This is a genomic window from Agromyces sp. NSFZ, from assembly GCF_056156205.1.
In genome coordinates this window covers 1,745,708-1,761,102 of sequence record NZ_CM149585.1, presented here as the reverse complement: position 1 = coordinate 1,761,102, position 15,395 = coordinate 1,745,708, and the positions used below count along the sequence as shown (strand labels likewise).

The 15,395-nt window shown below is 71.3% G+C and carries 14 protein-coding genes; 1 reads left to right on the top strand and 13 read right to left on the bottom strand.

What is annotated here, in order from left to right; all coding sequences use genetic code 11:
- Window positions 1–31: 31 nt before the first annotated feature.
- The 8 genes from ACVFI9_RS08310 to infC all read right to left on the bottom strand — a co-directional run bounded on the left by ACVFI9_RS08310 (window position 32) and on the right by infC (window position 5,626).
- The gene (locus tag ACVFI9_RS08310) at window positions 32–964 is read right to left on the bottom strand and encodes an amino acid ABC transporter permease (RefSeq protein ID WP_474765697.1); all 933 of its coding nucleotides are present in this window, start codon (window positions 962–964) and stop codon (window positions 32–34) included.
- Complete coding sequence (locus ACVFI9_RS08305) at window positions 961–1,608, bottom strand: amino acid ABC transporter permease (protein ID WP_474765696.1); 648 nt, start codon at window positions 1,606–1,608, stop codon at window positions 961–963. The genes ACVFI9_RS08310 and ACVFI9_RS08305 overlap by 4 nt, the downstream gene beginning before the upstream one ends.
- Window positions 1,609–1,674: 66 nt before the next feature.
- Window positions 1,675–2,541, bottom strand: coding sequence for a glutamate ABC transporter substrate-binding protein (locus ACVFI9_RS08300; protein ID WP_474765695.1), 867 nt, complete (start codon window positions 2,539–2,541; stop codon window positions 1,675–1,677).
- A gap of 52 nt (window positions 2,542–2,593) precedes the next feature.
- Window positions 2,594–3,382: an amino acid ABC transporter ATP-binding protein gene (locus ACVFI9_RS08295; protein ID WP_474765694.1), complete on the bottom strand. Its 789-nt coding sequence runs from the start codon at window positions 3,380–3,382 to the stop codon at window positions 2,594–2,596.
- Window positions 3,383–3,438: 56 nt separating this feature from the next.
- Complete coding sequence (locus tag ACVFI9_RS08290) at window positions 3,439–4,251, bottom strand: TrmH family RNA methyltransferase (RefSeq protein ID WP_474765692.1); 813 nt, start codon at window positions 4,249–4,251, stop codon at window positions 3,439–3,441.
- An 86-nt stretch (window positions 4,252–4,337) separates the two neighbouring features.
- Window positions 4,338–4,724, bottom strand: coding sequence for a 50S ribosomal protein L20 (gene rplT / locus ACVFI9_RS08285; RefSeq protein ID WP_136709855.1), 387 nt, complete (start codon window positions 4,722–4,724; stop codon window positions 4,338–4,340).
- A gap of 32 nt (window positions 4,725–4,756) precedes the next feature.
- Window positions 4,757–4,951 (bottom strand): 50S ribosomal protein L35, encoded by a 195-nt coding sequence (gene rpmI, locus ACVFI9_RS08280; protein ID WP_360515429.1) that lies wholly within the window; start codon window positions 4,949–4,951, stop codon window positions 4,757–4,759.
- A gap of 54 nt (window positions 4,952–5,005) precedes the next feature.
- A complete protein-coding gene (gene infC, locus ACVFI9_RS08275) occupies window positions 5,006–5,626 on the bottom strand; it encodes a translation initiation factor IF-3 (RefSeq protein ID WP_474766209.1) in 621 nt (206 codons plus the stop codon).
- Between the two features lie 273 nt (window positions 5,627–5,899).
- Between infC and ACVFI9_RS08270 the strand changes: the two genes are divergently transcribed.
- Window positions 5,900–6,250, top strand: coding sequence for a DUF1844 domain-containing protein (locus tag ACVFI9_RS08270; protein WP_474765690.1), 351 nt, complete (start codon window positions 5,900–5,902; stop codon window positions 6,248–6,250).
- Here the strand turns inward: ACVFI9_RS08270 and ACVFI9_RS08265 are convergent.
- From ACVFI9_RS08265 to ACVFI9_RS08245, 5 genes are all read right to left on the bottom strand, one after another.
- Complete coding sequence (locus ACVFI9_RS08265; RefSeq protein ID WP_474765688.1) at window positions 6,243–6,983, bottom strand: glycosyltransferase family 2 protein; 741 nt, start codon at window positions 6,981–6,983, stop codon at window positions 6,243–6,245. The genes ACVFI9_RS08270 and ACVFI9_RS08265 overlap by 8 nt on opposite strands.
- Before the next feature lie 42 nt (window positions 6,984–7,025).
- The gene (locus tag ACVFI9_RS08260) at window positions 7,026–7,802 is read right to left on the bottom strand and encodes a DNA-formamidopyrimidine glycosylase family protein (protein WP_474765687.1); all 777 of its coding nucleotides are present in this window, start codon (window positions 7,800–7,802) and stop codon (window positions 7,026–7,028) included.
- Window positions 7,789–12,333 carry an ATP-dependent helicase gene (locus ACVFI9_RS08255; protein ID WP_474765685.1) on the bottom strand — a complete coding sequence of 1,515 codons (4,545 nt, stop codon included), beginning with the start codon at window positions 12,331–12,333 and terminating at the stop codon, window positions 7,789–7,791. The genes ACVFI9_RS08260 and ACVFI9_RS08255 overlap by 14 nt, the downstream gene beginning before the upstream one ends.
- Before the next feature lie 46 nt (window positions 12,334–12,379).
- A complete protein-coding gene (locus ACVFI9_RS08250) occupies window positions 12,380–13,783 on the bottom strand; it encodes a pyridoxal phosphate-dependent decarboxylase family protein (RefSeq protein WP_474765684.1) in 1,404 nt (467 codons plus the stop codon).
- Window positions 13,784–13,865: 82 nt separating this feature from the next.
- Window positions 13,866–15,395: an alpha/beta hydrolase gene (locus ACVFI9_RS08245; protein WP_474765683.1), complete on the bottom strand. Its 1,530-nt coding sequence runs from the start codon at window positions 15,393–15,395 to the stop codon at window positions 13,866–13,868.

The following is a 15,395-nucleotide window of genomic DNA, read 5'->3' as shown; positions in this document are numbered from 1 at the left end:
GTGCTCGTTTCGTGCCTGCGTCGCGGGTCGGTCAGCGGAGCGGGCCGCCGGTCGCGGCATCCGACTGGCTTGCCGCAGCGGACGCCTGGGCCACGAGGATCGCCTGCGTCGCGTCGTCGGGTGGCAGCTGCCGCCCCGACGACTTCGACGCGGTGCGCCGCGACAGCCACCGCGCGAACCAGGAGAGGGAGAGGTTCATGATGAGGTACAGCGCGAGGGTGACCACGAACAGCGAGAACAGGTACCGGTTGCCGTAGAAGCTCGCGAGGTTGTTCATGTTGATCCGCAGCAGCTCGGCGTAGCCGACGATGTAGCCGAGCGAGGTGTCCTTCAGCAGCACCACGAGTTGGGCGACGATGATCGGCAGCATCTGCCGGAAGGCCTGCGGGAACTCGACGAGCATCTTCGACTGCATGGGGCGCATGCCGAGGCTGAGGCCCGCCTCGCGCTGGCCCCTCGGCAGCGCGGCCAGACCGGCCCGCAGCGCCTCGCCGATGAGCGCACCGTTGTAGAGCGTGAGCGCGAGGACGACCGCCCAGAACGCGCCCGTCGACGCCACGAGGAGGATGAACAGCATCATGAGCAGCACGGGCATGCCGCGCAGGAACTCCAGGACGACCGTCGTGGGCACCCGGATCCAGGCGACCTCCGAGCTGCGCAGCAGTGAGAGCACGATGCCGAGTGCGATCGCCAGGACCGACGCGGTGAGCGCGGCGCTGAGGGTTCCCCAGACTCCCTGGAAGATGATGAACGACCAGACCTCGGGATCGGCGAAGATGTCCCACCGGCTCGGGTCGAAGTAGCCCGGCAGCGTGATGCCGCCGCTCTCGCGCGGGGCGGCGAGCGTGAGCGCGATCCACGCGAGTCCCGCGAGGATCAGCACGCCGGCGATGACCGACGAGATCAGGGAGACGCGTCGCGCCTTCGGTCCGGGGACGTCGAACAGGACGCTCGAGCCGCTCATCGCTGCACCACCCACTTTCGCTCGAGTCGGCCGGCGATCAGGCCCAGGGGAATCGTGATGACGAGATAGAGGGTCGCCGCGCCGAGGAGGATGGCGATGACGGCGTCGCCGTTCGCGTTCGCGAGCTCGCGGGTGGCGGCGAACAGCTCGAAGACGAAGAAGCCGCCGGCGACCGAGGTGTTCTTCGTGAGCGCGATGAACACGTTGATCAGGGGCGGGATCGTCATGCGGAACGCCTGCGGCAGCACGATCAGGCTGACGGTCTGGCCGAATCCGAGCCCCACGCTCCGTGCGGCCTCGGCCTGCCCGACGGGCACGCCGTTGATGCCCGACCGGAGCGCCTCGGCCACGAACGGCGAGGTGTAGACCGAGAGACCGATCATCGCGGCGACGGAGTACTCGAGGCGGGAACCCAGGTAGGGCAGGATGATCGCGCAGAAGAACAGCACGAGGGTGAGCGGCGTGTTGCGCACGAGCTCGGTGTAGACGGTGGCGAACCCGCGCAGCGAAGCCACCGGCGAGATGCGCATGGAGGCGATGATCGTGCCGAGCACGAGGGCCGAGACGCCGCTCACGCCGAGCAGCAGCAGCGTCATGCTGAAGCCGCGCCAATACGTCGGCAGGTTCTCGATGACGGCGTCCACGCACGTCCTTCCGGTCAGAGGGGGTTGGGCCCGGGCGGTGCTGCACCGCCCGGGCCCGGGAGCCGATCAGTAACGGTCGGGCGTCGGCGGTTCGACGAACGGCAGGATCTCGCCGGCCGTCGAGTTCCATGCCTCCTCGTAGCGGCCGTCCTCGTAGGCCGCCTCGAGCACGTCGTTGATCCACATGCGGAAGTCGGTGTCGTCCTTCGCGAGGCCGATGCCGTAGGGCTCCTCGGTGAACGGCTCGCCGACGACCTTGAACTCTCCCTCGTTCTGGGCGGCGAGGCCCGCGAGGATCACGTTGTCGGTCGACACCGCGACCACCTGACCGCTGCGCAGCGGCTCGAGGCAGTTCGTGTAGGTGTCGGTGAGCACCGGCTCAGCGCCGATCTCGGCCAGCTTGGCGGCCGGCGTGGAGCCCGTGACCGAGCAGACCGGCTGGCCGACGAGGTCGTCTTCGCTCTCGATGTCGTCGTTGTCGGCGAGCACGAGGATCGACTGGCCCGCCATGTAGTACGGACCCGCGAAGGAGACGACCTCCTTGCGCTTGTCGTTGATCGTGTACGTCGCCACGACGATGTCGACCTGGCCGTTCTCGATGAACGGCTCGCGGTTGGCCGAGACGGTCTCGACCCACTCGATGTTGTCCTCGGAGATGCCGAGCTCGCTGACGATGATCTTCGCGATCTCGACGTCGAAGCCCTCGGGCACGCCCGACGGGCCGACGAGACCGAACAGGGGCTGGTCGAACTTCGTGCCGACCGTGATCTTGCCGGCTTCGGAGAGCTCGGCCATCGTGGTGCCGGCCTCGAACGTGGGGGCCGCCTCCTCGGTCGGCTCCTCCGCCTCATCGCCGCCTCCGCCGGCACAGCCGGCGAGGACGAGCGCCGACGCCGCCGCGGCCGCGGCGAGTGCGATTCTCATGCGTGTCATGTCTCTGCCTCTTCCTGTTGGGTGATTCCTCGCCGCTCGTGGCAGCGCAGGTCTAGTGCTCGAGGATCTTCGAGAGGAAGTCCTTCGCACGGTCGGACTTCGGGTGGTCGAAGAAGTCGGCGGGCGTCGCCTCCTCGACGATCTTCCCGTCGGCCATGAACAGCACCCGGTCTGCGGCCTTGCGGGCGAAGCCCATCTCGTGGGTGACGACGATCATGGTCATGCCCTGTTCGGCGAGGCCGACCATGACGTCGAGCACCTCGTTGATCATCTCGGGATCGAGGGCGCTGGTGGGCTCGTCCATGAGGATGAGCTTCGGGTTCATGGCGAGCGAGCGGGCGATGGCGACACGTTGTTGCTGACCGCCCGAGAGCTGGGCCGGCATCTTCTTGGCCTGGTTCGCGACACCCACGCGCTCGAGGAGCTCCATCGCCTTCGCATCGGCGTCCTTGCGCGACATCCGCTTCACCCGGATCGGGGCGAGCGTGACGTTCTCCAGCACGGTCTTGTGGGCGAACAGGTTGAACGACTGGAACACCATGCCGACGTCGGCGCGGAGCTTCGCGAGCGCGGCACCCTCTTCGGGAAGCCGCTGCCCGTCGATGCTGATGGTGCCCGAGTCGATCGTCTCGAGGCGGTTGATCGCACGGCACAGGGTCGACTTGCCGGAACCGCTCGGCCCGATCACCACGACCACCTCGCCGCGATTGACGACGGTGTTGATGTCGTTCAGCACGTGCAGATCGCCGAAGTGCTTGTCGACGTGGTCGATGACCACGAGGGGTTCGCCGCGGCGCACTGAGATGTTCGACGTCGCGGCCGCCGGCTGGGTTGGCTCCATACCCCAAAACTAGGGCGCAACGAGGCCGCGCGCCAAGGCGCGCCGCGGTGGGTTACCTATTCGTGACCCGCACTGCGCTGCGCGAAGGCGCTCTCGTACAGGCAGACGGATGCCGCGGTCGCGAGGTTCATCGATTCGGCGTGTCCGTAGATCGGCACGGTGACGACGCGATCGGCGAGCGCGAGCTGCTCGTCGGGGAGCCCCCTCGCCTCGTTGCCGAACAGCCAGGCCGTCGGACGCGCGAGCCCCCCGTCGTTCCGCGCGGTCAGCAGGTCCTCGCCCTTGACGTCGGCGGCGAGCACCGTGAGGCCTGCCGCGCGGGCGCGCTCGAGCACGTCCTCGAGGCTTGCTCCGACGGCGACGGGGAGATGGAAGATCGAGCCGGTCGACGAGCGCACGACCTTCGGGTTGTAGAGGTCGACGGTGCGTCCCGAGAAGATCACCGCATCGGCGCCCGCGGCATCCGCTGCCCTGATGATGGTGCCGGCGTTCCCGGGATCGCGGACCTCCTCGAGGATGGCGACGAGCTTCGGGGCGGCGGCGAAGACATCCTTCACCGCCGTGGGGAACTGGTGGCACACGGCGACGAAGCCCTGCGGGGTGACCGTGTCGGCCATGGCATCGAGCACGCCCTCGCTGACGAACTCGACATCGACGCCCGCATCCACGGCGGTCTGCGCGATGTCGGTGTACCGATCGAGCGCCGTCGGCGTGGCGTAGAGCTCGATCACGAGCTGCGGCCGGAACGTGAGCGCCTCGGCGACGGCTTGCGGGCCCTCGAGCAGGAAGAGCCCGCTCTCGCTGCGCGCCGCCTTCTTGGCCAGCTTCGCGACCGCCCGGACGCGCGGGGACCTCGGGTTCTCGAGCATGCGGCCAGTCTATGGGCGGGACGGCGAACGGCCCGGCACGCTGCTGCGTTCAGACAGCGGGTGCCGGGCCGTTCAGGGCTGGGTGTCTACGCCGCGCTCTTCGGGGCCGACGTGTCGGCGGGGAGCGCCTGCTTGGCGGTCTCGACGAGGGCGGCGAACGTCGCGGGCTCGTTCACGGCGAGCTCGGCGAGGATGCGACGGTCGACCTCGATGCCCGCGAGGCCGAGGCCCTGGATGAAGCGGTTGTAGGTGAGGCCGTTCTGGCGGGATGCCGCGTTGATGCGCTGGATCCAGAGGCGACGGAAGTCGCCCTTCTTCTGACGACGGTCGCGGTACGCGTAGACGAGGGAGTGGGTGACCTGCTCCTTCGCCTTGCGGTAGAGACGCGAACGCTGGCCGCGGTAGCCCTCGGCGCGCTCGAGGATCACCCGGCGCTTCTTGTGGGCGTTGACCGCCCTCTTCACTCTTGCCATGACTCTGTTTCTTCCTTAACGGGTCTCGCGGCTCAGCGGCCGAGAAGCTTCTTGACGACCTTGGCGTCGGGAGCCGACAGCACCTTGTCCTGGTTCAGGCGGCGGGTGCGCACCGAGGACTTGCCCTCGAGGTTGTGGCGCATACCGGCCTGCTGCTTCCGGATCTTGCCGCTGCCGGTGATCTTGAAGCGCTTCTTGGACCCGGAGTGGGTCTTCTGCTTCGGCATCTCGTGTATCTCCTTGGTTCTGCCGCCACGGGGTGGCGGACGGGGGTGCTTGGCCTAGGCCTCGGTGGCTTCGGCCGTCTGCGCCTGGGCCTCGCCCGCGGCATCCGCCGCCGGCCGGGCCTTCGCCGCAGCACGCTGTGCATTCGCCTCGGCCTTGGCCTCGGACTTGTTCTTGAGGGGCGCGATGACCATGACCATGTTGCGGCCGTCGATCGTGGGGTTGTGCTCGACCGTGCCGAACTCCGCCACGTCCTCCGCGAAGCGCTGCAGGAGGCGGACGCCCATCTCGGGGCGCGACTGCTCGCGCCCGCGGAAGAGGATCATCGCCTTCACCTTGTCGCCGGACTTCAGGAAGCCGACGGCGCGCTTCATCTTGGTCTCGTAGTCGTGCTTGTCGATCTTGAGGCGGAACCGAACCTCCTTGAGGATCGTGTTCGCCTGGTTGCGCCGGGCCTCTTTCGCCTTCTGCGCAGCCTCGTACTTGTACTTGCCGTAGTCCATGATCTTGGCGACCGGCGGCTTCGAGTTGGGCGCGACCTCGACGAGGTCGAGATCGGCCTCCTGCGCGAGCCGCAGGGCCACCTCGATCTTCACGACGCCGACCTGCTCTCCGCCAGGACCCACGAGGCGGACCTCGGGAACGCGGATACGGTCATTGGTACGGGGATCGCTGATGCGTGTACTCCTCTACTCAAGCTGTTGCTCGAACGGGAGGCGGATGCCGCCCGTCGACGAGAGCGGAAGATCCACGCAGGCTCGCACGGACTCACACCGTGCGGCACTACGGCCCCCTGTCTACTTCCCGCACTGTGCTGGCTGCTCAGCGACGTGGAAGCGGAGGGCGATCGACCCGGTAACCTTGATGAAGCGGTATGCGCGGGTGGGAGGAACTCCACTTTCGTACCGGGGACTGGCCCCGGGCCCGCAGTAGTCTAACAGAGGATGTCTGTGAGCAACAGTTCAGACGAGTCCACCGTCGCGGGCGCAACCCGCGACATCGCCGAGGTCCCGGCCGTCGAGATCATCACGACCGCCGCCGTGCACCTCATGAGCGCCGCGGCCGTGAAGGTCGGCCTCGCCGACGATCCCGAGGAGCAGCTCGACCTCGACGAGGCGCGCAAGCTCATCAACGCGCTCGCCGGGCTCATCACGGCCGGGGCTCCCGAGATCAGCGACGTGCATGCGCGCTCGCTCCGCGACGGCCTGCGTTCGCTGCAGCTCGCGTTCCGCGAGGCATCCGTCATCGCCGATCCCGTAGGGAAGGGCCCCGGCGAGAAGTGGACCGGCCCGGTCACCTAGCCCGACGGCTCGCGACCCAGTCCCTCCTGCGGGCGAGGAACGACCGCTCGCGGTGGTTGACGAGGGCGGTGTCGCGTGCCATCCGCACGGCCGCGTTGTTCCGGGCCACGCTCCGGAACGGCCGTGCCGAAACCCCCACGACGAGCGTCGGATCGAAGCGCACGCCCATGCCGGGCTGGAGGTTGATCGTGAGGTCGAGATCGTCGGCCACGTCCGCTCGATCGCGGTGCACGACCTCGCGGAGGACGCGCCAGGCGGACGCGCGGATCGCGAGGTTCGAGCCGTAGAGCACGCCGTGCCCGAGCAGCCACGCGGCGAAGCGGTAGTACATCGGCATGTGCACGCGTTCCGCGTACCACCGGGCGAACGCGCCTCCGCCGTAGAACCGGCCGGGCCCCGAGAGCGCATCGAGGCCCGCGTCATCGGTGAAGGCGTGCTCGACGCGCTCGACCCAGTCGGTCGGCGGGATCGAATCGGCGTCGAGACGGCCGAGCACGTCGCCCACCGCGGCGTCGAAGCCCGCGGCGGTGGCCCCCGGAATCCCCTGTACGGGCTCGCTCACGACGCGCGCACCGGCCGCGCGCGCGACGTCGGCGGTGGCATCGGTCGAGCAGTTGTCGACGACGACGATCTCGTCGGCGGGCCGGGTCTGCTTCGCGAGCGCGTCGAGGCACTGCTCGAGCATGGCGGCGTCGTTGTACGAGGGCACGACGACCGAGATCGTGAGGGGCATCGGGCCAAGGATACGGCGGGTCACCCCTTCATGGCCCGCGGCTCACCGCTGGCAGTTCGGGCACCAGTACGTCTCGCGCAACTCGAGGTCGTTGCGGCCGAGAGGCCCGTGCTCGATGCGGGTTCCGCACCGCCGGCACGGCTCGCCGCCGCGGCCGTAGACCCAGAGTCGTTCGCCGCGGCGGTCGACGCCCGTGGTGGTGCGCGAGATGCGCTCGCGGTTGGCGCGGATGACGCGGCCGGCGAGGTCGACGAGCGGAGGCAGGTCGACCGTCGACACGGGTCGCGTGGGCAGCAGCCCCCGCAGGAAGCAGAGTTCGTTGACGTACACGTTGCCGAGCCCGGCGAGGTTGCGCTGCTCCCCCAGCGCGACCGCGATCGGCGCGTCGGGCGACGCGGCGATGCGCCGCACCGCTTCCTCGGCGTCCCAGTCGGGCCCGAGGAGGTCGGGCCCGAGGTAGGCCATGCGCTCGGCCTCCTCCTCGGCGGGGAACACCTCGACGATCCCGAGGTCGAATCCCACCGCGGTCGCCGCGGGCGTCTCGATGACGACCCGCGCCTGGTGCGCCGGCCGTCGCCACCGCTCCCCCGGCCGGTGCACGCGCCATTCGCCCTCCATCTTGAGGTGCGAGTGCACGACCACATCGCCGATGCGCATGAGCAGGTGCTTGCCTCTTGCCGCCACGGAGTGGACGGTCTCCCCGGAGAGATCGACCGTGGCGTAGGCGGGTACCCGGAAGTCGGTCCTCGTCACGACCTGGCCGGCGAGCGCGCCCTCGAGCCGCCGCGCCGCCTGGTGCACGGTGTCACCTTCGGGCATCGAAGCGCAGTCCCCTCGGCGTCTCGCGGAAGCCCGCCGCGCGCAACGGCGCGTCGAGCACCGAGCCGTAGACACCGCCGCCGTTGACGGTCTCGATGCGGAGCTTCGGCGCGCCAGCACGGGCAAGCGCATCGGCGAGCGCGGATGCCGCGGCCGCGAGCGCGCCATCGTCGTCGGTGAACACGAGCGTCGTGCGGCCACCGCGCTCGAGGTAGAACGTCGCCTCGCCGTCGACGATGGCGACGAACGCGCCGGCCTTGCGCGCCGGTCGGTGCCCGCCGTCGGTGGTCTCGGGCCAGTCGAGCGCCGCCCCGAACGGGTTCGCGGGATCGGTCGCGGCGAGGGCGACCGCGGCACCGCGCGGGGCGCTGCGCAGCCGGTCGACGGCCGCGGTGGAGGCGAACTGCGCGCCGCCCTGGCCGTCGATGAAGTAGCCGCGCCGCACGCGGCCGGACTCCTCGAAGGTCGACAGCGCGCGGTAGGCGAGCGCGAAGCCGCCGAGCACGCCCTCGGCCATCACCGAACCCCGGGTCACGACGCCGTAGCGCTCGAGGAGCGTCTCGCCCAGTGCATGGGCGCGTGGCGTGGCCTGCGTGCTCGCGAGCGGCAGGATCGCCCATCGGCCGGCGACCCGAGGAGGGTTCGCGCGCGCGGCCGCCGCCCGCGACGACTGGATGTCGACGGCGAGCGCGCGCCTCGTGAGCGAACGCCCCCGAAGCCGGGCCCGCGGCGTCGCGGGCGCCGTCTTGTGCGCGCCGCGGCCGGCGACGAGACCCCGCACGGGCGCGAACGTGTCGTTCGTCACGAGGCCCGCCCAGACGAGCCGCCACAGGGCGTCGATGACGGGCTGTTCGTCGGCGGCCCCGATCGCCTCGACGAGCTGGCGGAAGAAGTAGCCGCCACCACCGCCGAGCGTCGCGAGGAGCTCGGTCTCGAGGGGATCGAGGGGCGCGGCCGCGGGCACCGGCAGGGTGAGCTCGGCCGTGTCGGCCAGGTGCAGGCTCACCCAGCCGTCGTCGCCGGCGAGGGAGCCCGCGCCCGCCCAGAGCACCTCCCCTGACGCGGTGAGCTCGTCGAGCATGTCGGGCCGGTAGTCGCCGACGCGTGCGGGCAGCACGAACGACTCCCACGCGGACGCCGGGATGCGGGCGCCCTCGAGCTGCTCGATCACCGCGGCGACCCCGTCGACGCCGCGGAGGCGCGCGCCCACGTGCTGCCACTCGGGCAGGAACCGGGCGAACTCGCGCGGGGGCACGGGCTCGATCTCGTTGCGGAGCGCCGCGAGGGAACGGCGCCGGATGCGCCGGAGCACCTCGTTGTCGCACCACTCGGCGCCCGAACCGTGCGGGAGGAACTCCCCCTCGACCACGCGACGCTCCCCGGCGAGCCGCGCGAGCGCCGACCCCGCCACCGCCTGCCCGATGCCGAAGCGCCCCGCGACGGCGGCCGCCGTGAACGGACCGTGCGTGCGTGCGTAGCGGCTCACGAGGTCGCCGAGCGGCTCGCGCACGGGCTCCCCGAACACCTCGGGCAGTCCGGGCGGGATCGGCACGCCGAGCGCATCACGAAGGCGACTGAGGTCTTCGACGACCGCGAACCACCTGTCGCCCGCGAAGCGCACCTCGGCGATGCGCCGGGCGGCGACGAGCGAGGAGAGCGCGGCCGCGGCATCCGTCGCCTCCTCGGTGCGCTCGGCGACCTCGGCGGCGGTGAGCGGCCCGAGTTCGCGGAGGAGGTCGGCGATGCCCTCCTCACCGCGGGCGGCGCGTTCGGGCACGAGCCGCTGGAGCATCCGCTCGGTCTCCTCGACGACCTCGGGATCGAGGAGCTCGCGCAGCTCCACCGTGCCGAGGAGTTCGGCGAGGAGTCCGGGATCGAGCGACAGCGCGGCCGCGCGGCGCTCGGCGAGCGGCGCGTCGCCCTCGTACATGAACGCCCCGACGTAGCCGAACAGGAGGCTCGACGCGAACGGGCTCGCCGTCTCGGTGGTCACCTCGATGAAACGCACCCGGCGAGAGGCGATGCGTTCGGTGAGCGCCGTGAGCGCCGGCAGGTCGTACACGTCCTGCAGGCACTCGCGCACGGCCTCGAGGATGATCGGGAAGTCGGGGTAGTCGCGCGCCACCTCGAGCAGCTGCGACGCGCGCTGCCGCTGCTGCCAGAGCGGCGAACGACGCCCCGGATTGAGCCGCGGCAGCAGCAGTGCGCGTGCCGCGCACTCGCGGAAGCGCGAGGCGAACAGGGCGGAGTCGCCGACGCGCTGGGTCACGAGCTCGGCGAGCTCGGCGGCCTCGAACGTGAAGAGCTCGGCGCCGGGCGGCTCGTCGGCGGTGTCGGGCATGCGCAACACGATGCCGTCGTCGCTCGCCACGGCGTTGGCGTCGACGCCGAACCGCTCCTGCACGCGTGCGCCGGCGGCGAGCGCCCAGGGCGCGTGCACGCGCATGCCGTACGGCGAGTGCAGCACGATGCGCCAGTCGCCGAGCTCATCGCGGAAGCGCTCGACCACGAGGTTCGTCGCGTCGGGCACGACACGGGTCGCGGTGCGCTGGTCGGTCACGAAGGCGACGAGGTTGGATGCCGCGAACTCGTCGAGCCCGGCGGTTCGCGCGCGGGCGACGGCCGCGTCCGGTGGTGAACCCGCGATCTCGGCGATGAATCCGCCGATGGCCTCGCCGAGCTCCGCCGGACGCCCGATGCCGTCGCCCTTCCAGAACGGCAGGCGACCGGGCTCGCCGATCGCGGGTGCCACGAGCACGCGGTCGTGCGTGATCTCCTGGATGCGCCAGCTCGTGGCACCGAGCGCGAACACGTCGCCGACGCGCGATTCGTAGACCATCTCCTCGTCGAGCTCGCCGACGCGGCGACCCGGCCCGGCCTCGCCGATCATGAACACGCCGAACAGGCCGCGGTCGGGGATGGTGCCGCCGCTCGTGACCGCGAGCCGCTGGGCGCCGCGGCGACCGACGATCGTGCCGGCGTCGCGATCCCACACGAGGCGTGGGCGCAGCTCGCCGAACCGATCGGACGGGTAGCGGCCCGCGAGCATGTCGAGGGTCGCGTCGAACGCCGAGCGGGGCAGGCCGGCGAACGGTGCCGCACGGCGGACGAGCTCGAACCAGTGCTCGACGTCCCACTCGTCGACCGCGGCGGCGGCGATGGTCTGCTGGGCGAGCACGTCGAGCGGGTTCGTCGGCACGCGCAGCGCCTCGATGGCGCCCGCGACCATGCGCTCGGCGACGACGGCCGAGTGGAGCAGGTCGGCCCGGTGCTTCGGGAACACGAGGCCCTTCGAGATCTCGCCGACCTGGTGGCCGGCGCGTCCGATGCGCTGCAGGCCGCTCGCCACCGACGGCGGCGACTCGACCTGCATGACGAGGTCGACCGCGCCCATGTCGATGCCGAGCTCGAGGCTCGAGGTGGCGACGACGCAGCGCAGCCGCCCGGCCTTCAGGTCGGCCTCGACGAGCGCGCGTTCCTCCTTGCTGACCGACCCGTGGTGGGAGCGGGCGAGCACGGGCTCGGCGCCCGCGGTGATGCCGGAGGCGCCGGGCAGCTCCGCGGGCGAGCGGCCGGGCGCGGGCGCAAGCAGCGCGTCGCCCACCCCGACGGGCACGGGCTCGGCCGCGGGCTCGGCAGTGCGCTCGACCCACAGCTCGTTGAGCCGCGCCGTGAGCCGCTCGGCGAGCCGTCTGGAGTTCGCGAACACGATGGTGGACCGGTGCGCGAGCACCTCGTCGAGGATCGCCGCCTCGACGTGCGGCCAGATGGATCCCGAGCCCGACTCGGTGGCCAGGTCGGAGAGGTCCTCGACGGGCACCGTGACGCGGATGTCGAAGCGCTTGCCCGAGGGCGGCGCGACGACGCTCACCGGCCTTGAGCCGGCGAGGAAGCGCGCGACCTCCTCGTGCGGGCGCACGGTCGCCGACAGCCCGATGCGCTGCGCGGGCGCCGCGGTCAGCGCGTCGAGGCGCTCGAGCGAGAGCGCGAGGTGCGCGCCCCGCTTGGTGCCCGCGAGCGCGTGGATCTCGTCGACGATGACCGTCTCGACACCGCGCAGCGTCTCGCGCGCGGCCGAGGTGAGCATGAGGAACAGCGACTCGGGCGTCGTGATGAGGATCTCGGGCGGATGCGTCACGAGCGACCGGCGCTCGGCGGGCAGCGTGTCGCCCGAGCGCACGCCGACGCTGACCTCGGGCACCTCGAGACCGTGCGCCGCGGCGGTGCGCCCGATGCCCACGAGCGGCGCCCGCAGGTTGCGCTCGACGTCGACGCCGAGCGCCTTGAGCGGGGAGAGGTAGACGACCTTCGTGCCGGTGGTCGCGGCATCCGCCCCGGACGCGTGCAGGCGGTCGATGGCCCAGAGGAACGCCGCCAGCGTCTTGCCCGAACCGGTCGGCGCCACGACGAGCGCGTGCTCGCCCCGCGAGATCGCCTGCCATGCCTCCTGCTGCACCGCGGTGGGCGCGGTGAAGGACTCGGTGAACCACGCCCGGGTCGCGGGCGAGAACGCGTCCAACGCCTCCGCCATCACTCCATTCAAGCCGATGCCGCCGACGTCGGTGCCGCGGGCGGCGTCAGCGGGTGCGCACGCGCACCTCGACGAGCGCCCGCTCGACCGCGTCGACGGTGCGGCGCACCTCCGCGGCATCCGTCTGCCAGTTGCTCACCGAGAAGCGCACGACGGCGCGGTCGTGCCACCGCGACGTCATGGCGAGCACCTCCCCCTCGTCCCAGAGCCGGCGGCTCAGGGCCTCGGTGGCGGCATCGTCGCCGAGCGCGATGCACACCTGCGTGAACACGACCTCGTTGAGCACCTCGACCCCGGGCAACCGGGCGACACCCGTGGCGATGCCGCCAGCGGCATCCGCGAGACCCTGCACGAGCGCAGCGACGCCCTCGCGGCCGAGCGAGCGCAGCACCGCCCAGGTGGGCAGGCCACGGGCCCTTCGCGACAGCTCGGGTGCCTTCTCGTGCGGATCGGCGCCGACGTCGGTGGCCTGGAGGTAGCTCGCGTGCATGCTGAGGGCACGCTGCATCGGCCTGGGATCGCGCACGATCGCGAGCCCGCAGTCGTACGGCACGCTGAGCGTCTTGTGCGCGTCGGTCGACCAGGAGTCGGCGGCGTCCATGCCGTCCACGAGGTGCCGAAGGCCCGGCGCGGCGCCCGCCCAGAGTCCGAACGCCCCGTCGACGTGCACCCACGCACCGGCCTCGTGTGCGGCCTCGATCGCCGGGCCGAAGTCGTCGAATGCGCCGGAGTGGATGTTGCCGGCCTGCAACAGCACGATCGCGGGGCCATCGCCGGCCGCGAGCGTGGCGCGCAGCGCGTCGACGCGGATGCGCCCCTCGGAATCGGCGGGCACCACGATGGGCGAGCCGAGTCCGAGGTAGCGCCCGGCGAGATCGACGGTGCCGTGCCGTTCCTCGCCCACGATGAATCGCACGGCGGGCCCGCCCGCCATGCCCTGCGTCTCGACGTCCCAGCCGGCGCGGGACAGCACCTCGTCGCGGGCAGCGGCCATGCACGTGAACTGCGCCATGGTGGCGCCGGTCACGAATCCGACCTGGCTGCCGGCGGGGAGGCCGAGCAGGTCGACGAGCCACTCCTCGGCGAGTTCCTCGGCGGCGACGACGGCGGGGGTGACCGTGCGCATGCTCGTGTTCTGGTCCCATGCCGAGACCAGCCAGTCGGTGGCGAGCGCGACGGGCTGCGCGCCGCCGATGACCCAGCCGTAGAAGCGCGGCGACCCCATCGCCATCAGGCCGGGCTCGGCGCCCTCGGCGAGCCGCTCGATCACGTCGACGGGCGGCTCGCCCGCTTCGGGAAGCGCGCGGCCGAGCCGGTCCTTGATCTCATCGGCGCCGAGTCGGGGCGGGATCGGCCGCTCACGGATGCCGGAGAGCCACTCCATGGCGTACCGCTCCGCGGTCGCGAGCACGTCGTCGTAGGGTCGGGGGTTCCGCTGCCGGTCGACCATGACACACCTGGATCCTGCGCGAGGGATGCGCTCTCCGATCATGCGCCCGGGCGACCGAACCGGTCAACGACCCGAACGCGGGTCAGCAGACGACATCCGCCGGCGGCACGACGCCGTCGACGAGGTACTGCTCGACCGTCGCATCGACGCAGTCGTTGCCCGCGTTGAATGCCGTGTGTCCCTCGCCCTGCAGGGTCACGAGCACTCCGCTCTCCAACTGGGATGCCACGGCCACGGCCCATGCATACGGCGTCGCCGGGTCGTTCGTCGTGCCGAGCACGAGGATCGGGGCGGCACCCGGCGCGGTCACCGGCGCCGGCACGCGCTCGGAACGGAACGGCCACGACAGGCACGCGAGGTCGCCGTAGGCGAGGTACGGTCCGAGGTAGGGCGCCGCCTCGGTGAGCGCCCTGCCCTGCTCCTTCATCACCGCCACGCTGTTCTGGGCCGGGTAGTCGAGGCACTTGACGGCGCGCAGGGCCTCCATCAGGTTGCCCTCGTACTCGCCATCCGGCGTGCGTCCGAAGTAACCGTCGGCGATGGTCAGCGCGAACTCCGCCTGGCCCGCGACCACGGTGCTGAACAGCGTGTCGAGGGCCGGCCAGGTCGCGGCGTCGTAGAGCGGTGCCGCGATGGCGATGAGCAGCGTGTCGGCGTTGAGCAGTCGTCCGTCGGTCGACGGAACGGGATTCTTGGAGACGGCGTCGATGATGCCCCGGATGGTCGTCATCGCGTCGTCGACCGACCCCTGGAACGGACAGGTCGCCGCGGGGATGCACGCGGAGAGGTACGCCCGGAGTGCCGACTCGAGGCCCTGGGCCTGCCCGAGCGTGAGCTGCGCGTCGCCGAGGGCGGGGTCGATCGCGCCATCCAGCACGAGGCGGCCCACTCGATCTGGGAAGGTGCCCGCGTACACCGTGCCGAGGTACGCCCCGTACGAGAAGCCGAGGTAGTCGAGGTGCTCCTCGCCGAGGGCTGCGCGCAGCATGTCGAGGTCCCGCGCGGCGCTGACCGTGTCGACGTTCGCGAGCAGGGCACCGGTGTTCGTCAGGCAGGCCTGTCCGAACGCGTGGGTGCGCTCGTTCTGGGCGGTGAGCCACGTATCGCTGCCGCGGGAGCCCGACGGACTGCCGTAGAGCAGCCGGTCGAGGTCATCGTCCTCGAGGCAGGTCACCGCCGTCGACCGGCCGACCCCCCTGGGGTCGAACCCCACGATGTCGTAGCGATCCTGCAGTGACTCCGTGACGGCGGTGTCGAGCGACTCCGCCACGAAGTCGTAGCCCGAGACGCCGGGGCCGCCCGGATTCACCAGGAGCGCGCCGATGCGATCCTCCTCGGCGGGCTGGCGGATGAGTGCCAGCTCGATGTCGCCCGCCGACGGGTCGTCCCAGTCGAGCGGTGCCGCCGCAGTGGCGCACTGGAACTCCCCGCAGGCGTCCCATCTCAGCACCTGCGTGTAGTAGGGCGCGATGGACGCGTCGACGTCCTGCGGGAAGGGCGTCGATTCCTCGACGACGGGGAAGAACAGCGACATGCCGCAGCCGCTCAGCGCGAGCGTGGTCAGCACGGAGCCGACCACGGCCGCGACCACCCCCCTCGGTGCGCGCTCCAT